Below are 20,194 nucleotides of genomic sequence, written 5' to 3' on the forward strand. Positions count from 1 at the left end.
GCCTGGACAACCCTCTCTTTCATCTCTTGCCCATATCGTGACATTCCTTTTTTTCCTGACATGACAAAACCTCCAGTCGTAATTCTATCCTACAACTGGAGGCTTTTTCTTTCAATGTCCATTTTTCGCGGTTCAGTTCATTACCTGGTGCTTTTTAAAATGCTGCTACCACAAAACCCTGGGGGGCGTTACTATCAATAAATAAATAAGCGCTCATCCCTGTTGGGATAAACGCTTATTTGTACGTGGTCTTAGAGGGCGGGGTGCCTAGCTACTTTGACTGGAAACCTTGGATACTGTGCTAGTGCTCGCATCAGCTTCATTGCTCTGAGGAGGCGGCGGCGGGGGTGGGTTGAATCGTTGGCTTTGCATATTTTGGAGGTTTGAATCGGTGGTGGAGTTGCTAGATGCTGTGTCTAGGATACTCTGGATAGCTGTGTTGGTGTCCGTAATGCCAGTGTTACTTGAGTCACTGCTCTGAGAGGGAGGAGGCGGCGGGGGAAGATACTGTTCGGGAATCATCGATTGCCTATCGCTTGAAAGTTGAAAGGTGTCACCGTCGGTGTTGCTGCTTGTGGCTTGTATGCTTGTCGTGTCTGATGAGTCCTGTGACGAGGTCTTGGTGGAAGTAACATTTGAGCTAGTTTGGGTATTGTACAATGCCCAGTTCTTAAGAGACGAAATGTTCATGTTTTTACCTCCTAGTAGTTGATGGTTATTAACACATCAACTACTAGGAGGTAAAACTTTAAAATGTATTTCGGAATGTATTAGATAAAAATTAAATCCTCACACAAGCAGATTGCAAACGGTAACCCTACCTACAGTTATGAAAATTGTTTTTGAACATCTGGCTATTTTACCATATAGGGCTGAATTTTCTCTTGGAGATGACTCCAGGAGCGTTTAGAGAACACAACCGGCAACGAAGCCTCTTTTGCTTTACGTTTAATTAACTCAGCGATATTATGGGATATGTAATCTGTAATGACTAAGACTAGGTCAGTATTTGCCGGTATTTGAATGTCCTCAGAAATCCGTTTACGACCTTTAAAATGCTGCAGGGATTTAACGCCTGCCTTTGAAAGATTAGAAGGTATATTGCCTAAAACATCGGCACCTACGATGAATACTGACATAATATCACTCCAATACAAATGAAAATAATTCTCAATTACTATTATAGAGGGTAATACGTGCCACGTCAATAGATATGGCAGAATATGGCCATCGATTCCCAGCGAGGAGAAAGCGATGGCCATATAAAATGGCTTCTATTCTGATAGGGCGTCGTAGACGTTTTGGCTTTGTCTCACACTAGGTTCGTCACGTAAATGCTGGTTTTTATGATTTTCAGTAATAGCAATATCCATAGCCAGCCCGGCGGAAGGCAGTATGCTAGTTGATTTGATACGGGTTTTGAACCTCAAATAAGAACCGTTTGCCCGATAGGTCATTAAATCACCTCATTGAATTGAATGGTTGTCACCGGTTTGTTCAACTGCCACTAAGGTAACATCTGTTTGATAGGTTAGCGGCATTGTGCTGGCAACGTCAAAATAGGCGTCGGCGTAGCTGCTTGCAATGATCGGTTCCCCTGTTTCCTGACCGTCAATAATAACCCGGTATATTGGCATAGCATATCTCCTTTACTTATTATTTACTGAATATGCTAAATTATTTTGGTCGCAAGGGTCTGGTTTGCACATTTGGTTCGTGAGCGCTGGTACGATTTGGTACATCCTGTGGATCGCCTAAAGTTACTTTTTTCGATGCAAAACCGTTTTTAATGTTTTGTTTGACAATAGCCATTATCTTCACCTCCGGTATTAGTTTGTCCAGGTTAAGACCAATCTGGCATTGACAAAAATGTCCAAGAAAAGTACAATAAATACGTAAATTCTTCTACCAGCATGCTGATAGCGTGCTTTTTTTCTTATAAACAAATATTGGGAATAGGACTGGCTAACATGATTACAGTACGAGAAAAAGTAAGGTTTGTTGAAACAGACATGATGGGCGTAGTGCACCATTCCAATTACTTTCGCTGGTTCGAAATGGCCAGAGTGGAGTATTTGCGGCAGGTCGGGATACTTCTTAATGATTTAATGGCCGAGGATATTGTATTTCCGATTACTGACGTTGAGTGCAAATATCGTATGTCAGCTAAATTTGACGACTATATTCTTATTGAAGCCGTGCTGTCCGAAGTGTCGAAAGTAAAGATGGTCTTCACTTACAGGGTACTGCGAGAACACGACGGGGCGCTCTTGGCTACCGGACGTACGCAAAATGCATTTACAAATAAGCAGGGAAAAATTGTTCGCCTGCCGGATAATTATTTTAAAAAATTAAGTAGCCCGTTGCCAGATTAAGATTGTTGGTAGTTAAGTTTGCAACAATCGTGCCTTTTGCATATTATATATGGCGCCAAGGGAGACTAACTTGATAGGAGGTGGCGTCATGGGAGATAATGCGCCAATCGGGATTTTTGATTCCGGACTGGGCGGGCTTACTGTGGTTAGAGAGGTACTAAGCCTGTTGCCTGGAGAAGATATAATATATTTTGGCGATACCGCCCGTACCCCTTATGGCTCACGGCCGCCGGCTGAGATTTTGGGTTTTTTGCACGAAATTTTGACTTTTTTCTCTGAGCAAAAAGTCAAAATGGCGATAACGGCTTGTAATACCATGACCGCTCTTGGACTGGAACAAGCTAAGACAGAATTTCCATTTTTATTAATCGGAGTTAATAATGGCGTTTACGCTGCCCTGGCTGCTAGCCGGAATAAGCGGATAGGGGTTATTGCAACTGAGGCCACCATCAACAGCGGCAAGCATGCCAAGGCCATCAAGGCTGCGGATCCGGCTGCAACCGTTTTCCCTCAGGCCTGTCCACGGTTTGTTCCGCTCATTGAACAGGAAAAATTGTTTGGACCTGAGATTGAAACCGCAGCCAGGGAGTACCTTAAGCCGCTTGCAGATAGTAATGTTGACACGTTAATACTCGGCTGTACCCATTACCCGTTTATCAGTCCACTCATTCGCGACATTATGGGGCCAGAAGTTGTTCTTATTGACCCGGCCCGGGAAACGGCAGCTGAGGCGCGTACTCAACTTGCCTACAACGACAAGCTTGCTACCCGTGCACAAGGACGGGTGCGGCTCTGTTTTTCGGCTGACTTGCCGCGGGCAGAGCGAGTGGCGGCTTGTGCCATTGATTTTCCCCGGACGCAGGAGTTAGCTCCTAAGTTTGAATTGGTTAACCTACAAGATTATTGTTTAAAAGTCTAAATTACAGGGTTTCTTGCCGATACCCGGATGCGGAGGCAGTAGTATGGAAGTTTTAGCTGTTTTAGTGATTCTCGTGTTAGGCGCAGCTGTTGGCATATGGCTGTACATTGCGAATCAGGGTGATGCCCATTTTCAGTTTATCGTTGACCAACGTACTGATTTTACTCTTACAGAGGTAACCAAAGATACCGCGACGTTCAGTGCCACTGTACCGTTTATCAATAATGGTACGCAGGATGGTACGCTGATGGACGTTTTTCCCCGCCATTTTTTGCCCTATGAACAATTTGACGCCGTAGATACCGATTCACGCCTGACGCTTGACTGTGCTAACCGCAGCGATGGCTATTGGGAGGCATATATTGTTCCTAAGAATACCGGCGGGTCGATTATTTTGACAGTAAAATTCACAGCTAAAGCTGGCGATATTATGGCTGCACTCAAGGATATGGTTGATATGCCGATTGATATTGTCTTTCAGGTAGTCGCCCGCAGTCCCTGGTATATCCATAAAAACCGGCTGGTCATGACAGCCAGCGAAATACAGAAGGCTCTTGCCGCCGGCCAGCAAGCCGCAGCCAGATAGGGGGAATACTTATGACAGAGCAGGCACTAGAGCTAAGACCGGTGCGTACCCGGATTCTTACAGATAAAGATAATATTGTTGATGTTATCGAGCAATATGCTAAAGACGATATTGGTCCTAATGATGTGGTGTCAGTTGCTGAAAGTGTTGTGGCAATTACTCAGGGACGTGTCGTGCGTCCTGAAGATCTGAATCCATCATTTTTGGCCCGGATACTTTGCCGCTTTGTACCGCAAAAAGGCAGTCTATCCAGTGTGTACGGCATGCAGTCTGCAATGAATGCCGAAGGCAGCGGGCGGGTCGCCTGGGCAATGTTTCTTGGCATGCTGGGCAAAGTGGTAGGCAGACACGGTCTCTTTTATGAGCTAGCCGGTGAACAAGCCGCGTTGATTGACGATGTTACCGGGACGATGCCACCCTTTGACAAACACCTTGTGTACGGACCGGCTGATCCTAACGGTGTAGCCGAAGCCATAAAAAAACGGCTGGGCTGTTACGGCGCTGCTGTAGCCGATGTAAACGACCTTAAGCGGGCGGCAGTACTAGGTGTTACTCAAGGGCTCAATCCCAAGGAAGTTGCCCAGATACTTATTGATAATCCTTTCGGCAACGCCAGCCAGAAAACACCGATTGTTATTATAAAAAACTACGGTTTAGCTGTTCAAAAAGCGACCGCACAATAGTTTGACTTTTTCATCAGACAGAGGGTAGGCAGACTATCCTCTGTTTTAAATATCTATATCTTTATTGGAACCTATCTAGGAGGCGTGATTGATATGGCCCGCATCGGCATTACAACTACTGTGCCGGTCGAGATTATTTTAGCAGCAGGGCATATCCCTGTTGACTTAAACAATATATTTATTACCAGCCCGGAGGCCGGGCGCATGGTGGAAACGGCTGAAGACGCCGGTTATCCCCGGAATATTTGTGGCTGGATAAAGGGATTATATGCCGTTGTGGTTAATAAGGAGCTTAATGCGAGTTTCGGCGGTATTGACAAGGTCATTGCCGTTACCCAAGGTGACTGCAGTAATACGCACGCGCTTATGGAAACCTATGAGCTGGCAGGTGTTGAGACCATTCCGTTTGCATATCCCTTTGATCGCGACTACGACTTATTGAAACTGCAAATGGAAAAACTGATGACAGCTTTAGGGACAAACTGGGAAGCAGTCAATACTGTTAAACGGCAATTGGATAAGCTGCGCCTCAAAGTAGCCGAGATTGATCGGCTTACCTGGCAGGAAAACACGGTAAGTGGTTTTTATAATCATTTATATCAAGTCAGCTGCAGCGACTTTAATAGTGATGTGGACGTTTTCGCCAAAGACGTAGATAACTTCTTGGCTCAAACCGGTAATGCATGCGAGTATTCCGATGAGTTAAAACTAGGCTATATCGGCGTGCCGCCCATTTTTACCGATTTGTACCCGTATTTAGAAACTATGGGTGCCAGAGTTGTATATAACGAGGTGCAACGGCAGTTTGCTATGCCGTTTGTCACCGATGATATTGTAGAGCAATACCGGCTGTATACGTATCCGTATGGTGTATTTGGACGGATTAAAGATATTCAGGCTGAAATTGAGCGTCGGAATCTCGATGGAATCGTTCACTATGTGCAGAGCTTTTGTTTCCGGCAGATTGAGGACATCATTCTACGTGAGAAACTTGATGTGCCTATTTTGACGATTGAGGGCGATAAACCAGGTAAGATTGACGCCAGGACCAGACTGCGGATTGACAGCTTTTTGGAAATGCTGCGTTAATACCGGACAGGGTAAAGGAGGAAGGCTATGCGGTGTGGCATAGATTTAGGTAGTCGCAGCGTAAAATTGGTGGTAATGGATGCTGACACAAAAGAGCTTAAGGCAGCTACTGTTTATGAAACTGCTAAGTTCTACCGTGAGTACGGTCAGCGGGCTGAAGGCGGGCTGGCTGTAGACTTTGGCGCACTTGGGTTTCCTGAGGTTTCACAGCTGACAGCCACTGGTTATGGCCGTAATACTATTAATATTGTCGGTGCAACGATAATTCCTGAGCTAAAAGCTCATATGCTGGGCGCAATCGCGCAGACAGGCCTGACTGATTTTACGCTGCTTGATTTAGGTGGTCAGGACAGCAAAGTCATCAAGGTACGCAAGAGCAGGATGGTGGACTTCCAGACCAATGACAAATGTGCGGCAAGTACCGGACGGTATCTTGAAAATATGGCAGCTGTTCTTGGGATTGGATTGGAAGAACTGGCAAACTATAGTGATAACCCGGTGGAGCTTAGTGCTACCTGCGCCATCTTCGGCGAGTCTGAGCTTATTGGACGGATTGTGGAAGGGTATAGCGTGGCTGAGTTGTCAGCCGGTGTGAATTATACTATTTATAAACGGATAAAACCCATGCTGGGTGCACTGAAAAGTGACAAGATTGTCTTTACCGGCGGTGTAGCGCTCGGTGGTGCTATCAGAGAATTTATTACCCGGGAAATGGGTGTGGAGGTCATTGTGCCTGAACATCCCCAGCTAAACGGCGCGATTGGCTGCGCTGTATATAACTAGCCAGCCAAACGGTTTGGAGGCGAAAGATTTGCTGCTTGGAATTGATGTGGGCGGGACCTTTACCGATGCAGTGGTCATTGTAAATGGCCACGTTTTGGCATCAGCAAAAACTCCGACTACGCACAGGGAATTGCTAAGTGGTATTGTAGCAGCCATTGACAAGGTGCTTGTAGCCATTGACGCAAAGCAAATTAAGCGTGTGGCATTGTCAACAACCATTGTGACCAATGCTCTGGTGGAGGGGAAAACTGATAAAGCAGCATTGCTATTGATGCCAGGACCGGGGCTTAACCTTACCGGGCTGGTACCAGAGCAGCCATACTTCTTGTCAGGATACACCGATCACCGTGGCCGGGAGCAGGCTGCACCTGATCAGAAGGAAGTTGCTGCCATATGCCACGAGATAAGCGGCGCTACGGTGGCCGCTGTGGCTGGCAAGTTTGCAGTACGCAATCCGGCGCAGGAACAGGTGGTTGCCGGGTGGGTGCAGGAGTACTTGAAGCCTGCTTATATAACACTTGGAACTCAGGTTTCAGGCTCGCTGAATTATCTCAGACGGATTAATTCGGCCTACTATAATTCCGCCGTGTGGCGTATATTTAGTAAGTTCGCTGCAGCTATTGAAGCGGCGCTGGCCGAACGGGGGATTGCCGCGCCTGTCTATATTTTAAAGGCTGATGGCGGCACACTGCCGCTGGCAGCAGCTAAGTCCAGGCCTGTAGAGGCTATCTTTACCGGACCGGCGGCCAGTGTGCTTGGCATTATGGCGCTGGCTAACCCGGAAGAACCGGCAGTATCGTTAGACATCGGCGGCACTACAACCGATATTGCCTTATGGCAAAATGGTGCACCGCTATTTGCTCCAGGCGGGGCTACTGTGAATGGCTATCCTACAGCGGTGCGTTCGTTCTGGCTCCGATCAGTAGGCATTGGTGGTGACAGTTATGTGCGGCGGGAAAACGGCAGCTTGGCTGTCGGGCCTATGCGGCGCGGACCGGCGATGGCAAACGGTGGCATAGAACCTGCCGTGACTGATGCACTGCGGGTAGCCAGGTTGATTGACTATGGTGATTTGGAACTGGCCAGACAGGCTATGGACAGAGTGGCTATAGATGGTCAGACGCCGGAAGACGCGGCGTGGGAAACGCTGCGTGTGGCAACTGACACTGTGTGCCAGGCAATACGCGAGATGCTGACTGAACAGGCGTCAAAACCTGTATATAAAGTCGAAGATATTGTGTATGGCGAGAATTTTAACCCAGAACTGGTTATTGGCGTTGGCGGCGCCGCTATAGGACTTGCGCCATTGGTAGCTGAACAGCTGGAACTGCCTTGGCAGGTCCCTCAGGGCCATATGGTAGCTAACGCCGTCGGTGCGGCCTCAGCCCGGTCGACGACTGAAATTACGCTTAGAGCTGATACCGCGCAAGGTTTTTATACTGTGCCTGAGTTAGGCGTCAAGAGGCAAGTTGATAAAAGGCGGTTTTCCTTACAGGATGCCTGGACGGCCGCAGAAGCCCATCTTAGTGAACGGGCGGCCGCTGGCGGTATGGCTGAAGCTTCTTTCCATAGCGAGCGGCTGTATGAGGAAGAATTTAATGTCATTCGCGGGTTTAACACCATCGGTAAGATTATGACATGCAGACTGCAGGTAAAACCAGGTGTACTGATGCCGGTATACGCGCGGGAGGCGGGACCATGAGAGATAAGTCGCTGGGGTTAGTGTTTTTCCCCGCTTTTGACTGGGCGATAACACCGTCCCATCCGGAGCGTGAAGAACGCCTTCTATATACACGTGACCAGATTGTTGAAGAAGGTCTGCTAGATTTGCCGAATATTAGAGAATACCGGCCAAAACTAGCTAAACTACAGGACGCCGAACGCGTCCATATCGGTGTACCGGGAATTGCCTCACTTATAACCGACGCTCATCTGGTTTCAGCAGGAGGAGCAATAACAGCCGCAGAGGCTGTTATGCGCCGTGAAGTGAGTAACGCTTTTGCGTTAGTGCGACCACCTGGGCATCATGCCATGAGGGTGGTACATGGTACCCGGGGGTTTTGCACCATAAACATTGAAGCTGTCATGGTAGAATATCTCCGGCGCCATTACGGGCTCAACCGGGTAGCTATTGTGGATACCGATGTCCACCATGGTGATGGTACGCAGGATATTTTTTATCATGATCCGGACACACTATTTATCTCGCTTCACCAGGATGGCCGTACGCTGTATCCGGGGACAGGCGCGATGACTGAGCTGGGCAGCCCGGGCGCGTTATGCTCAACAGTCAATATCCCGCTGCCGCCTGGTACCACTGACAACGGTCTTCACTATGTGCTTGATAATCTCATTTTGCCGGTGCTGGAAGATTTTAAGCCAGACATGATTATTAACTCTGCAGGGCAGGATAATCATTACAGCGACCCACTGGCCAATATGGCTGTAACGGCGCAGGGATACGCGCGTTTGGCGGAGAAGTTACACGCCGACATTGCCGTCCTGGAGGGTGGCTACTCAATCGAAGATGCACTGCCGTATGTAAATACCGGCATAATCCTCGCTATGGCCGGTCTGGATTACAGCCGGGTGGTGGAACCAGATATTGTCCGCTGTCCGCGTCAATCAGAGGCCAATACCCAGTCTATTGCCAAGATGGTAGCCCAGTGGCGGGAAATCTGGAGCGGGCGGGATGAACTCCGGCGCCAAGCTGTCGCCAAAGCCGGAGACCTTTGGCAGCGCCGCCGGAACATCTATTATGACGATAGCGGCATTCAAGAACAGCAGAGTGAAACAGTACGGCTTTGTCCTCACTGTCATGGCTACCAGACCGTGTCTACTCAAGCCGAAGGCTATCCATTCGGGGTAAAATCAGCCTTTGCTGCTGTTATCCCCCGAAATAGCTGCCGGACCTGCCGGATTCAGGCGCAGGACGCCGTACATAAGGCCAAAAAAGAAGGCCGGCACGACCACTATTTTATTCAGGATAAAGAGCAAGATATACTAGAAGAAGTCTAAGAAAAATATCTATCTTTGAGGAGGTCATTATGACCAGAGCAGACGGACGTGCAGTTAATGAACTGCGAAAAGTTAAAATCACCCGCAATTATTTAAAGTATGCTGAAGGCTCAGTGCTTGTTGAATTTGGAGATACCAAGGTCATTTGTGCTGCTACCATTGAAGATAAAGTACCGCCGTTTTTAAAGGGATCAGGTGAAGGCTGGGTAAGCGCTGAATACTCGCTATTGCCGCGCTCCACGCAGAGCCGTAATGTACGGGAAGCTGCCAGAGGCAAATTGACTGGCCGTACCCATGAAATTCAGCGGTTAATCGGCAGAGCCCTGCGGAGTGTCATTGACCTTAAGGCGCTGGGGGAAAAAACCATATGGTTGGATTGTGATGTTGTGCAGGCTGACGGCGGCACCCGGACAGCTGCCATTACCGGATCATTTGTTGCTCTTGTTGATGCCATTAACAGCATTTGGGGTGAGAGTCCCAAGCCGTTTCCGGTGAAAGACTTTTTAGCGGCTGTCAGTGTAGGCGTTTTACCTGCAGGAGTTTATCTTGACTTATGCTACAGCGAGGACTCAACCGCTGTTGTTGATATGAATCTGGTCATGACTGGCAGCGGTCAGTTTGTTGAAGTCCAGGGAACAGGTGAAAAGGGAACGTTTACGCAAGCTCAGTTAAACGAGATGCTGGCCGTGGGCGGTCAGGGCATTGAACAATTACTGGATATTCAAAAAGAAACGCTCGGAAAGCTGGCATGGAAAGTAGGCCGGGAGGGATAACTGGTGCAGGAAGCAATCAAAGAGATTATTGTCGCCACCAAAAATGCAGGCAAAGTAGCCGAGTTCAAAGTAGCGCTAAGCGGGCTGCCTTATACAGTGCTCTCATTGGCTGATTTAGGAAGTTTTCCTGAAGCGCCTGAGAACGGCGTAACTTTTTCCGAGAACGCCTGCTCCAAAGCAGAATTTTACGCACGTTTGACAGGTAAGCTGTGCCTTGCTGACGACTCTGGCTTAGAGGTTGATTATCTAAAAGGCGAACCGGGCGTTTATTCGGCTAGGTACGCAGGTGAACACGCCGGTGATGAGGATAACAATAAGAAACTTCTCGATAATTTGATTGGCGTGCCGTCTGAGAAACGTTTAGGCAGATTCCGTTGTGTGTTAGCGTTGGCTAATGCTGAGAAAATACTCCTTACGACCGAGGGGGCGGTGGAAGGGGTTATTCTCTCTGAGCCGCGCGGCGATCAAGGATTTGGTTATGATCCGCTGTTTCTGGTGCCGGAACTAGACCGCACTCTCGCTGAAATGTCCCATGAAGAGAAAAACGCTATTAGCCACCGCGGCCGGGCGATAAGAGAATTGGCCAAAAAACTGGCGGCGTTAGAAAAATGAGAATAGGCGTTGTCAGTGACAGTCATGGCGACGTAGGCATTCTAAAACAAGTGATTGCTGCCGCTGGTCCCGTTGAGCATTGGCTTCATGCCGGCGACTATTATCAGGATGGGTGGCGGCTCGCTGAGATGACAGGCTTGCCGTTGACCGTTGTTGCCGGTAATTGCGACCGGACCAATGCCGTGCTTGCTGATGAGTATATTGAAATTGCCGGTAAAAAAATCTGGCTAACCCACGGACACCGTCACAACGTTAAATACGGCGTAAGTGAATTGGCGTGGTGGGGCAGGCAATATGGTGTTAGTATTGTTGTTTTTGGGCATACGCATATTCCGTACAATAGTCAACAGGATGGGATCTTGTTGTTTAATCCCGGAAGCCCAAGAGCGCCGCGGGGTGGATCAAAACCAAGCTATGGCATCTTAGATATAACTGAAAATGGTACTATCGAGGGATCTATTAGGGAACTATAACCTTGCCAGGCGGCAAGGTTTTCTTTTTTTGCACTTACGTGAATGCTAACGCATATATTAGTATACAGAGATATCGCAGTATTGGAGGTGAAACAGAGATGGAAGGAGCTGGTGTTGGCATTCGCGCTTTGTCTACAATTGTTGACGGCATTATTCTAGCGGTAATCGGCGGAGCAATAGCTGCTGGACTTGGGGGAGCACATTATCTATGGTCGATGCTAATCGGTTTTTGTTACTACACCTATTTCGAAAGCAATAACGGCGCTACACCCGGCAAAATGCTGTGTGGGCTTAAGGTTGTAAAAACTGATGGGTCTCCTTGTGATATGAAGGCGGCTGCTATTCGTACTGCTTGTAGGATTATTGATGGTTTATTCGTATATCTTGTTGGTGCGGTGCTGGTATGGACGTCAGTGCACAATCAGCGCTTGGGTGACCGGGTGGCTGATACTTTGGTTATTAAGGTGCAGTAAGAGGTAGGACTTATAAACCTGTAACGCTTCCTTGGAGTGTTACAGGTTTTTGTAATTTTTAGGTTGCAATCCACTATTTAGATTAGATAGTAGGTAAACGATTTTGATATTGATTTTTTATGGCACCTTCGCTGCTATTTTCCTATCAGCATTAGTTATATTACTCTTGCCCATTCAATATATATAGTATCAGACTGCATCCAGTGATAATCTGATGAGCGCCTTTTTTTATCCATTATTTGACTTGAATCAAATAATACTAAAGTATTTAAATGCTAAAAACAATCCTTAGAACCCAGTCATGGTGTCCAGTAATAGCCTGAAATTAAAAACATTAATATTAAGGAGGAATCATTACAATGTATTCGATTATCCAAGGCATTCCCGTTTCAGTAAATTCCCCATTATAGCACGATAAAATTAGCCAATTAGTTTTACAAATAGGAGAAACGCGGAACTGGAAAGGTCGGAATGATAAGAGAAGGAGATGGCCACATGAGTGTTAGGGAGAGAGGTAGCCGTTATCGTTCTCACTTACTAACCTATTTTTTGGCATTCAGTATCGTTTTTATCACCGTAGCAATGGTAATATATCCAAAAGAAGCTTTTGATTCAGCGATGACCGGACTTAATCTCTGGTGGAATGTCGTATTTTCCTCATTAGTGCCTTTTTTTATTTTATCGGAAATACTTATGGGTTTAGGTGTGGTAAATTTTATAGGGGTACTACTTGAACCTTTTATGCGTCCATTGTTTAATGTACCCGGCGTGGGAGCCTTTGCCATGTCTATGGGACTGGCATCGGGTTACCCCATGGATGCCGTAATAACCTGCAAATTTCGGCGAAATCAAATGTGTACCGAAGTGGAAGCTGAGAGACTATTAGCTTTTACAAATACAGCAGACCCCTTATTTATGTTTGGCGCGGTAGCTGTTGGTATGTTCGGCGTGCCGGAATTAGGGGCAACCATCGCGCTGGCACATTATCTTTCCAGCTTTGCTGTTGGACTTATTTTTCGGTTTCATGGGAAAAATCGTGATAAGCAACTAACAGATTCAACCTGTACAAAAGGAAATATCCTTGTAAGATCGTTTCGCGCTTTGTATAAACAAAAACAGGACGACAACCGTTCGTTTAGTGAATTACTAGGTGACTCGGTAAAAAGTTCTATGAATACAATATTGCAGATTGGCGGATTTATTATTCTATTTTCGGTGTTTTTAAAAATCATTTCTGTCGCAGGCTTAACAAACTTTTTAGACCATGCTTTCGCCTTTATCTTAAATGTACTGGGATTTAGCAGTAACTTATCCTCAGCATTAGTAATTGGTCTATTTGAGCTTGATTTAGGCGCTCTAGCAACCAGTCAAGCCGATGCCCCGCTCTTAGAAAAAGCAGTTATTGTTAGTGCACTTATAGCTTGGAGCGGCTTATGCGTTCACGGGCAGGTAGCCAGTATTATCATTGAATCAGGCATAAGAATGGGTCCCTATTTTGCGGCGCGTTTTATACACGCCGTGCTGGCCGCAGTTTTTACACTACTTTTTATGGGACCAATCAATACTGTGGCCAAAGTGTTAAGCTTTCCCGTTATGTTTAATATGGGAAGCACAAATACAATCAATTTTTGGCTCATTAGAATAGAACAAGCAGGTAAACAAGTTATTATTTTGCTTGGCATAGTGATATCTTTATCCATTATAATTCATCTCATAAGAAGTTTATATTTCTGCATAAGAAGATAAGGGACCTAAGGACAAGGTATATATAATAAGTTTTGACTAACCCAATTATTATATAACTTGATTAGAGTCAAATAAGGAAGGTGATAGCAGTGGCTCGACCACCCCAGGATCCCCAAGTACGCATTACTGAGATTTTAAATGCTGCCGAACCTTTGTTTTATTCAAAAGGTTACCAGGAGACTAGTATTAGTGATATTGTAACAAACATGGGTGTAGCACACGGAACAATCTATTATTATTTTAAATCAAAAGAAGAGATATTAGAGGCGTTGATTCAACGTTATCTTTTGACTTTTGTATCAGAAGTTAAAGCGAAGATTCGGACTGACAATATTACTCCACTATGTAAAATTCAACTCATAATACAGGTCCTTTTAAAGAGTATTTATCGAGATAAAAAATTATTATTTGAGTTTATCTATAATGATCGTATGATCCATTTCATCGATAAGTTAGCACGTCAAGGCAAACACGTAACGAATCCCTTATTCCTGGAAATTATCGAAGAAGGGAATCAAAAAAACTACTTTCAAACAACGCATCCACTAGCTGCAGTGAATATCATTCAAGCCATAATAGATTCTTTGATTAAGGAGATTTATGAAAAATCTCCAAAAGAGTTGCTAGTATATCAGTTTAAACTAGCAGAAGAGCTTATTGATCATGTGTTGGGATTGAAACAGAGAACAATAAATATCGTTATCGAATAAAATATCAATAAACGCTATCCAGTAGTAATCTGGTGAGTGATTTTTTTATCCTATTATTTGACTTGAATCAAATAATGCTAAAGTATTTAAACCGATAATCCCTTTGCTGGCCGAGTTATCTGCGGCTGTTGAGATCATTTTTTTGCAGGAAAGTATGGAATCTGCAAAAGTTCATGCTGTCTTGTAGCATGGATATCGGCTTTTCTCATTAAAAGCCTTATTATTTTAAACCAAATTTTTTAATGCGATAATAAAGTGCTTCTCTATGAATACCCAGTTTCTTCGCCGTATGAGATATATTCCAATGATTTTGCTCTAAAGTCTTTTCTAAAACCTCTTTTTCATATTTTTCCAACATTTGTTGCAAGGAAGATCCATCACTTAAATAATGGCTGCTGTTCTTTTGATCAAAGATCTCTTTTAAATATGAGGGTAATTCATTAGTAGATAGTTTTTCATTTTGGGGATCTGCAAAATTCATCATATATGCGATCGTGTGTTCCAATTCACGCACATTACCGGGCCAAGAGTACTGGTAAAAAACATTAAGAACATCGTTGTCAACAGTTTTTATGTGTAAGTTATACTCTGAATTATATTTTGTAATAAAGTGTTTTGCTAGGTCTAAGATATCACTTTTTCTTTCAGTAAGAGGGGGAATTTCCAAAGTAACAACTGCAAGTCTAAAATACAAATCAGGCCTAAGAATTCCTTCTTTCACCAATTTACGCGGTTCTTGATTTGTAGCACTTATTATACGGCAATTTATCTGGTAATTGTGATTATCACCAACCCTGCAAGCCTGCCTTTCTTGTAAAACTCTCAATAATTTACCCTGAATAGATAATGGTAATGAGTTTAGTTCATCAAGAAATATGGTACCGTTATTTGCTTCTTCAAAAAGGCCTGGTTTATCTAAAGAACCTGTAAATGCACCTTTAACAGAGCCAAAAAATATAGTTTCTAGGAGATTCTCAGGAATCGCAGCACAATTAATAGCAACAAAACGTCCTTTATTAAATAAACTTGCATTATGAATACCTTGAGCAAAAATTTCTTTCCCAGTACCTGTTTTACCATATAACAGAATAGGCGAATTATGTAACGCAACTTTTCTAGACACCGCAATTAATTCGCGTATTTTGTTACTGCTACCTACAACATTATAAAGAGTAAAATTAGTGTTGTTTATTATTCTAACTTTGTTTTTCATAAAATTTTGTCTATATTCAGCAATCTTGTTTAGTTGTTTTCCAGAGTAGTCAATATAATGTGCCAAAGAATATACACATTTCAACTTGTCTTCATAGTAAAATGGATAGGACTGCGTAAAAATTACCATGTCTTGACCTGTTGTACCGGTATAAGCAAGGAGTTGTTCTTCGGTTTGTCTCCCTGTCCTAATAGCCTCAGCTACAGTATTGGTCATACTACTAAGGTTTTCCCAGACAGCTTCTTCTTTTTTACCAATAGCTTCTTCGCGAAAGACACTATCTAACTCTTCAATAACGCGGTTAAACCAAACAATGTGTCTATCAGTGTTAATAATATAGACACCTTGTAGTACAGCATCAAGTATGTCTTCATACAATTTATTACGCCATTTTAACTCGTAAACTTGTTCTTGTAAATCAATCATAAACACCACTCCTAAACATGTCCTTACCAATATATTACATTATTTAAAAACATATACAAGAATTCTGTAGTAGAAATTTACATGTAATAAATTATTAGCTTGTGTTCATGACGCTCTGTCGAGTGCAACGTAATAATAATATTACTGATAAGCAAACGGTATAAATCGTTTTAAAAAATAAACCCATTGTAAATTGGGTTTGTTTTTTATTGTCTAAATGAAAACCACACGCTAGGCGTGTGGCTTTGACTTAACAAAGCTACCTGCTTATAGGTAGATCAACTGCTGACTAGATAGCCCAACCACATTCGTGTAGTTCTAAGCAGCTATATTGAATCATACACGACGTAGAACACACAATTGAGGCAGTATCCACATTGTTGAAATGATGAAACATGTACACGTAATAAAGTTGTACATGTAATAAATTTATTAACATCAGAAAATGTGCCACCGGATATAGGCCTTGTGCCTCTTATATCAAGAAGATGGAATAATTTATTACAGTTTAGATAAAGCGTGTGCTAACAAAAGGTGTAAGTTATTATAAGATAACTCTGGTAATCAAGGTATCTGCATTTAATTTTAATTAATTTATTTTTGGCACAATTATTGCTTAATAAATTAATTAAGAGAATCTCATATAGCGCTAATGGGAAACTTGTGTAGTTGTTATATTAGTTAGGAATTTTTAAGGAGGAAGAAAAGGGGAAGCAAATTAAAGCAAGTTCCGTAACCGTACAAAGTGTGTAGTTTAAAGTCTTGAATGAAGGTCAAGTTAAATGTTGGCTGGATTAGATGCTGTTGTGGAAAATGCTAAAAAGAACTATAGATAATCGTGTTGCTATTATTTCTATTGAATAAGAGTGGCCGATTATATGAGTAGTCGAGAAACCAAGGGAGTTAGAAAGGGGAAAACAATGAGTAGCATAAAAACAAATTGTGTATCCAAACAATCTGTTAAATACCAAGTCCTTAATCGAGAACAATGCGAAGAAATCGTGAATGCTACCTACCGGGTTTTGGAGAGAACTGGCTGTATCATCCACAATAAAGTAGCTTTGCAGTTAATGAAGGAGGCTGGTTGTTTTGTGGAGGGCGAACGAGTGAGAATCCCTTCGTTCGTTTTAAAAAAAGCAATTAGTACCACCCCCTCGCGGCTAACCTTATATGACAGAATGGGCAATCCTGCAGTTTATTTGGAAGCTAATAAGAGCTATTTTGGACCTGGTCCCACCAATACGTTTATTATTGACATTGAAACAGGTAAAAGACGTAGAGTAACAAAAGCGGACGTTGTCAATACTGCCATGGTTTGCGAAGCCTTGCCTAATACTGCTTGGACAAGTGCCTTGGCTATGGTGTCGGACTATGACTTCCCTGATTTACACGAGGTCCATGCTATGCTACCTCATACAACCAAACCAATACTTACTTGGGCATCCAATGTCGATAATTTGAAAGATATCGTCGATATGTGTGCGGCTGCCGCGGGAGGCATTGATAAACTAACTGAGAAACCACTTGTTATGTTCATTATTTGTCCTAATGATCCTTTAGTCCACAGCGATGATGCCGTTTCACAAATTCTATACTTGGCTGAAAAAAGACTGCCTTTCCAATATGTGTCTGGCGTCACATTTGGTGGTAGCGGTCCTATTACCATTGCCGGAGCCAATGTAGTTGGTTTGGCCGACACCTTAGTAGGCCTAATTATCAGTCAGCTAAAAAACCCTGGAGCCCCGTTTATTGCTGCAAAAGCCACTGATAATTTGAATATGCGAACGCTCGCAATATCGCACTCAAAGCCGGAATTTGTTTTAGCCCAAGCCGCAACGGCAGATATTTTCCGTTATCTTGATCTTCCCTTTGCCGCTAATCTTGGTGAATCCGATTCCCCTGTTTTTGATCAACAGGCTGCTTTTGACATTACGATGCAACTTTATACTGGTGCTTTGAGTGGTGCCAACCTGAACAATTTTGTCGGTTTTTTGGAAACATGTAACACCGGCTCTTTGGAAGCAATGGTATTTGGAAATGAAGCCGTCAGCTATATCCGGCGCATGGTCGAAGGCATCGAAGTCAGTGCCGAAACATTGGCAGAGGAAGTCATTCACAATGTAGGTCCCGGCGGTACCTTTTTAGCTGAAGAGCATACGTTTAAGCACTTCAAGGAATCTTGGCAGCCATCTGTTCTAATGTCGCAACCTAGAGAAGAATGGGAAGCAGCAGGCAAAAAAGATTTGGGTGATCGCCTGAATGCTAAGGTAAAAGAAATCATCGCTCAAGGCACTCAAAACCCCTTAAGTGATAAAGTGATGGAGCAACTGGATGAAATCCTGGCCAGAGCCGAAGCACGGATTAGCCATGCTGGACATCATTCTACAGAAAGGTAGGAATAGCATATTTATCTGTGGAGTGATCGTAGGGAATCAATTTAAGTAAACAGTCAGTATCATTAGTGAAATCAATGTAAGCTGTTTTGTTGCATTCTTCCGTTTTATTGGTGTAGTTGCTGCAATTTTCAGGATTAAAAATTGCGAATATCGTTAAAGAGAAATTGGGTAATTAGCACAATAAAAGTACGAGAGTGGAGGGAAAACATGAATAAAATTAAAACAAATTCCGTAACCAAACAAAGTGTTCAGTTTAAAGTCTTGAATGAAGGACAATGTGGAGAGATTGTTCATGCTGCATTTAGAGTATTAGAAAGAACAGGTTGTAATGTTCATCATGAGGGTGCTCGGAAAATATTGCAGGAAGGTGGTTGTCGGGTAGACGGAATCAGAGTATACATTCCAACATACTTGTTGGAAAAAGCAATCAGAACCGCTCCTTCCCAAATTACCATCTATGATAGAGAAGGCAATCCTGCATTGCACCTTGGTGCTAACAATGGAAATAGTTATTTTGGGACCGGTTTTGAAAACCAATATCTAATTGATATAAATACCGGCGAAAAAAGGCTTACTACGAAACAGGATGTGGCAAAGGCTGGTCTGGTGATTGATGCGCTTCCTAATATAGATCTCGCTACCGGACTAGCATGTATTTCCGACTGTACATCTATGTTAGCCGATGTTTATGAGACTCGTATTCTACTAGAACACACCACAAAACCTCATTGGTTATGGAACTTCACTAGAGATAACATCAAAGCTCAGGTTGAAATGTGTGCTGCCGTTGCCGGCGGCATGGATAAATTCCTGGCTAAGCCTTTTGTTATCGCCGGGGCTGGCGCTTCCACTCCTCTGGCTCATGCAGAAGACACTCTTGATAAATTGCTTTACATGTTTGAAATTGGCATACCCACCCCTTATGTAGTTGCCACTATACTAGGTGGCACTGCTCCCGTGACTTTAGCAGGTAGTTTTGTTATGGGTTTAGCGGATACGCTGGTCGGACTTTTGCTCTCTCAACTAACTAACGAGGGCTGTCCTTTTATGGCAACCTGCTGGACAGATATGTTTGATATGAGAACAATGGCATTCTCTCATACCGGTCCTGAATTTTCTTTGGGGCAAGCCGCCACTGCCGACATTTTCCGTTATTTGGATCTGCCGTTTGTTGTTCATCTCGGCACCACCGACTCACCTATATTTGACCAACAAGCAGCATTTGACATTGGCGTCCAAATATACACCGGAATAGTAAGTGGTTCAAATGTAAACACCTTCCTGGGCTATCTGGAGACGGCAATGTCTTCGTCTTTGGAAGCTTTGGTCTTGGGTGATGAGACTATTGGTTATATTCGCCGCATTGTTGAGGGGATTGAGGTAAGTTTCGAAACGCTAGCGGAAGAAGCTATTCATAATGTCGGCCCCAGCGGTAACTTTCTGGGTGAAGAGCATACAATGAAACACTTTAGAAAAAGATGGACACCTACGAACTTTATAAGAACAAGTTATGAAAAGTGGGCTGCTGATGGCAAAAAAGACTTTAAGGCCAGAGCTAATGAGAAGGTGAAAGAAATTATTGCCCAAGGAGCACGTAAACCCTTGCCGCCAGAAGTCCTGGCTAAATTAGATGCCATTGTGGCAAAGGCTGAAGAGAAATATAAGTAATCATTTGTTATCGCAGAGGTATATGAGTTGTATCGCCAAACATGTCATAGAAATAAATCTTTAGCGCAATAAATGGATTTAATGAGGCTTGAGTTTAGATTAGATTTTCCAATAAGGGGGAGCATGTGATGAGTGATTTTAAAGTATTGGCAGACCTAGTATTAAATGGGGACGTAAATGGAACAAAAGAAGCTACTAAACGGTATATTGAGCAAGGGTTTGCACCATTGGACATTCTTAATAAGGGACTA

At 43.9% G+C, this 20,194-nt stretch carries 22 protein-coding genes; 17 read left to right on the top strand and 5 right to left on the bottom strand.

The features are described 5' to 3' along the window. Nucleotides 1-201 (top strand): hypothetical protein (locus tag VN447_RS06120; RefSeq protein WP_325523884.1); only part of this gene is annotated, 201 nt, incomplete at its 5' end. Nucleotides 202-854: 653 nt separating this feature from the next. Here VN447_RS06120 and VN447_RS06125 read toward each other — a convergent pair. From VN447_RS06125 to VN447_RS06140, 4 genes are all read right to left on the bottom strand, one after another. After that, nucleotides 855-1,139, bottom strand: a complete 285-nt coding sequence (locus VN447_RS06125) for a DUF2325 domain-containing protein (protein ID WP_325523886.1) — start codon at nt 1,137-1,139, stop codon at nt 855-857. Nucleotides 1,140-1,274: 135 nt separating this feature from the next. Beyond that, complete coding sequence (locus tag VN447_RS06130; RefSeq protein ID WP_325523888.1) at nt 1,275-1,457, bottom strand: hypothetical protein; 183 nt, start codon at nt 1,455-1,457, stop codon at nt 1,275-1,277. A 9-nt stretch (nt 1,458-1,466) separates the two neighbouring features. Beyond that, on the bottom strand, nt 1,467-1,637 hold the full coding sequence (locus tag VN447_RS06135) for a hypothetical protein (RefSeq protein ID WP_325523890.1): 171 nt from the start codon (nt 1,635-1,637) through the stop codon (nt 1,467-1,469). Between the two features lie 40 nt (nt 1,638-1,677). Then, nucleotides 1,678-1,812, bottom strand: coding sequence for a hypothetical protein (locus VN447_RS06140; RefSeq protein ID WP_325523892.1), 135 nt, complete (start codon nt 1,810-1,812; stop codon nt 1,678-1,680). A 158-nt stretch (nt 1,813-1,970) separates the two neighbouring features. Between VN447_RS06140 and VN447_RS06145 the strand changes: the two genes are divergently transcribed. The 14 genes from VN447_RS06145 to VN447_RS06210 all read left to right on the top strand — a co-directional run bounded on the left by VN447_RS06145 (nt 1,971) and on the right by VN447_RS06210 (nt 14,240). Beyond that, entirely contained in the window at nt 1,971-2,375 is a 405-nt protein-coding gene (locus VN447_RS06145) for a thioesterase family protein (RefSeq protein ID WP_325523894.1), read from the top strand. Between the two features lie 88 nt (nt 2,376-2,463). Further along, nucleotides 2,464-3,294 carry a glutamate racemase gene (murI, locus tag VN447_RS06150; protein ID WP_325523896.1) on the top strand — a complete coding sequence of 277 codons (831 nt, stop codon included), beginning with the start codon at nt 2,464-2,466 and terminating at the stop codon, nt 3,292-3,294. Nucleotides 3,295-3,337: 43 nt separating this feature from the next. Continuing rightward, nucleotides 3,338-3,880, top strand: a complete 543-nt coding sequence (locus tag VN447_RS06155) for a hypothetical protein (RefSeq protein WP_325523898.1) — start codon at nt 3,338-3,340, stop codon at nt 3,878-3,880. Between the two features lie 11 nt (nt 3,881-3,891). After that, nucleotides 3,892-4,563, top strand: a complete 672-nt coding sequence (locus VN447_RS06160; RefSeq protein ID WP_325523900.1) for a coenzyme F420-0:L-glutamate ligase — start codon at nt 3,892-3,894, stop codon at nt 4,561-4,563. Nucleotides 4,564-4,656: 93 nt separating this feature from the next. Further along, nucleotides 4,657-5,652: a 2-hydroxyacyl-CoA dehydratase family protein gene (locus tag VN447_RS06165; RefSeq protein WP_325523902.1), complete on the top strand. Its 996-nt coding sequence runs from the start codon at nt 4,657-4,659 to the stop codon at nt 5,650-5,652. A gap of 27 nt (nt 5,653-5,679) precedes the next feature. After that, nucleotides 5,680-6,435 (top strand): acyl-CoA dehydratase activase, encoded by a 756-nt coding sequence (locus VN447_RS06170; protein ID WP_325523904.1) that lies wholly within the window; start codon nt 5,680-5,682, stop codon nt 6,433-6,435. A gap of 28 nt (nt 6,436-6,463) precedes the next feature. Continuing rightward, entirely contained in the window at nt 6,464-8,137 is a 1,674-nt protein-coding gene (locus tag VN447_RS06175) for a hydantoinase/oxoprolinase family protein (RefSeq protein ID WP_325523906.1), read from the top strand. After that, a complete protein-coding gene (locus tag VN447_RS06180; RefSeq protein ID WP_325523908.1) occupies nt 8,134-9,453 on the top strand; it encodes a histone deacetylase in 1,320 nt (439 codons plus the stop codon). Before VN447_RS06175 ends, VN447_RS06180 begins: the two co-directional genes overlap by 4 nt. A 29-nt stretch (nt 9,454-9,482) precedes the next feature. Beyond that, nucleotides 9,483-10,226: a ribonuclease PH gene (rph, locus tag VN447_RS06185; protein WP_325523910.1), complete on the top strand. Its 744-nt coding sequence runs from the start codon at nt 9,483-9,485 to the stop codon at nt 10,224-10,226. A 3-nt stretch (nt 10,227-10,229) separates the two neighbouring features. Next, nucleotides 10,230-10,838, top strand: a complete 609-nt coding sequence (locus VN447_RS06190; RefSeq protein ID WP_325523912.1) for an XTP/dITP diphosphatase — start codon at nt 10,230-10,232, stop codon at nt 10,836-10,838. After that, nucleotides 10,835-11,311 (top strand): metallophosphoesterase, encoded by a 477-nt coding sequence (locus VN447_RS06195; RefSeq protein WP_325523914.1) that lies wholly within the window; start codon nt 10,835-10,837, stop codon nt 11,309-11,311. Before VN447_RS06190 ends, VN447_RS06195 begins: the two co-directional genes overlap by 4 nt. Before the next feature lie 98 nt (nt 11,312-11,409). Then, nucleotides 11,410-11,784 (top strand): RDD family protein, encoded by a 375-nt coding sequence (locus VN447_RS06200; RefSeq protein ID WP_325523917.1) that lies wholly within the window; start codon nt 11,410-11,412, stop codon nt 11,782-11,784. 495 nt (nt 11,785-12,279) lie between these two features. After that, nucleotides 12,280-13,530, top strand: a complete 1,251-nt coding sequence (gene ylbJ, locus VN447_RS06205; protein ID WP_325523919.1) for a sporulation integral membrane protein YlbJ — start codon at nt 12,280-12,282, stop codon at nt 13,528-13,530. An 89-nt stretch (nt 13,531-13,619) separates the two neighbouring features. Beyond that, entirely contained in the window at nt 13,620-14,240 is a 621-nt protein-coding gene (locus VN447_RS06210) for a TetR/AcrR family transcriptional regulator (protein WP_325523921.1), read from the top strand. Between the two features lie 220 nt (nt 14,241-14,460). Here VN447_RS06210 and VN447_RS06215 read toward each other — a convergent pair whose 3' ends face one another. Continuing rightward, the gene (locus tag VN447_RS06215) at nt 14,461-15,879 is read right to left on the bottom strand and encodes a sigma-54 interaction domain-containing protein (RefSeq protein ID WP_325523924.1); all 1,419 of its coding nucleotides are present in this window, start codon (nt 15,877-15,879) and stop codon (nt 14,461-14,463) included. Between the two features lie 920 nt (nt 15,880-16,799). Here VN447_RS06215 and VN447_RS06220 point away from each other — a divergent pair. Both VN447_RS06220 and VN447_RS06225 read left to right on the top strand, forming a co-directional pair. Next, nucleotides 16,800-18,275: a trimethylamine methyltransferase family protein gene (locus VN447_RS06220; protein WP_325523926.1), complete on the top strand. Its 1,476-nt coding sequence runs from the start codon at nt 16,800-16,802 to the stop codon at nt 18,273-18,275. Between the two features lie 207 nt (nt 18,276-18,482). Then, a complete protein-coding gene (locus tag VN447_RS06225; protein WP_325523928.1) occupies nt 18,483-19,943 on the top strand; it encodes a trimethylamine methyltransferase family protein in 1,461 nt (486 codons plus the stop codon). The last annotated feature ends 251 nt before the right edge of the window (nt 19,944-20,194 follow it).

This window comes from Sporomusa sp. (genome assembly GCF_035561155.1).
Classification (GTDB): Bacteria; Bacillota; Negativicutes; order Sporomusales; family Sporomusaceae; genus Sporomusa.

What these genes read in the sequence shown, in the direction of transcription:
- VN447_RS06125 (WP_325523886.1), bottom strand. Translation starts at nt 1,139, where the DNA reads ATGTCAGTATTCATCGTAGGTGCCGATGTTTTAGGCAATATACCTTCT.
- VN447_RS06130 (WP_325523888.1), bottom strand. Translation starts at nt 1,457, where the DNA reads ATGACCTATCGGGCAAACGGTTCTTATTTGAGGTTCAAAACCCGTATC.
- VN447_RS06135 (WP_325523890.1), bottom strand. Translation starts at nt 1,637, where the DNA reads ATGCCAATATACCGGGTTATTATTGACGGTCAGGAAACAGGGGAACCG.
- VN447_RS06140 (WP_325523892.1), bottom strand. Translation starts at nt 1,812, where the DNA reads ATGGCTATTGTCAAACAAAACATTAAAAACGGTTTTGCATCGAAAAAA.
- VN447_RS06145 (WP_325523894.1), top strand. Translation starts at nt 1,971, where the DNA reads ATGATTACAGTACGAGAAAAAGTAAGGTTTGTTGAAACAGACATGATG.
- murI (WP_325523896.1), top strand. Translation starts at nt 2,464, where the DNA reads ATGGGAGATAATGCGCCAATCGGGATTTTTGATTCCGGACTGGGCGGG.
- VN447_RS06155 (WP_325523898.1), top strand. Translation starts at nt 3,338, where the DNA reads ATGGAAGTTTTAGCTGTTTTAGTGATTCTCGTGTTAGGCGCAGCTGTT.
- VN447_RS06160 (WP_325523900.1), top strand. Translation starts at nt 3,892, where the DNA reads ATGACAGAGCAGGCACTAGAGCTAAGACCGGTGCGTACCCGGATTCTT.
- VN447_RS06165 (WP_325523902.1), top strand. Translation starts at nt 4,657, where the DNA reads ATGGCCCGCATCGGCATTACAACTACTGTGCCGGTCGAGATTATTTTA.
- VN447_RS06170 (WP_325523904.1), top strand. Translation starts at nt 5,680, where the DNA reads ATGCGGTGTGGCATAGATTTAGGTAGTCGCAGCGTAAAATTGGTGGTA.
- VN447_RS06180 (WP_325523908.1), top strand. Translation starts at nt 8,134, where the DNA reads ATGAGAGATAAGTCGCTGGGGTTAGTGTTTTTCCCCGCTTTTGACTGG.
- rph (WP_325523910.1), top strand. Translation starts at nt 9,483, where the DNA reads ATGACCAGAGCAGACGGACGTGCAGTTAATGAACTGCGAAAAGTTAAA.
- VN447_RS06195 (WP_325523914.1), top strand. Translation starts at nt 10,835, where the DNA reads ATGAGAATAGGCGTTGTCAGTGACAGTCATGGCGACGTAGGCATTCTA.
- VN447_RS06200 (WP_325523917.1), top strand. Translation starts at nt 11,410, where the DNA reads ATGGAAGGAGCTGGTGTTGGCATTCGCGCTTTGTCTACAATTGTTGAC.
- ylbJ (WP_325523919.1), top strand. Translation starts at nt 12,280, where the DNA reads ATGAGTGTTAGGGAGAGAGGTAGCCGTTATCGTTCTCACTTACTAACC.
- VN447_RS06215 (WP_325523924.1), bottom strand. Translation starts at nt 15,879, where the DNA reads ATGATTGATTTACAAGAACAAGTTTACGAGTTAAAATGGCGTAATAAA.
- VN447_RS06220 (WP_325523926.1), top strand. Translation starts at nt 16,800, where the DNA reads ATGAGTAGCATAAAAACAAATTGTGTATCCAAACAATCTGTTAAATAC.
- VN447_RS06225 (WP_325523928.1), top strand. Translation starts at nt 18,483, where the DNA reads ATGAATAAAATTAAAACAAATTCCGTAACCAAACAAAGTGTTCAGTTT.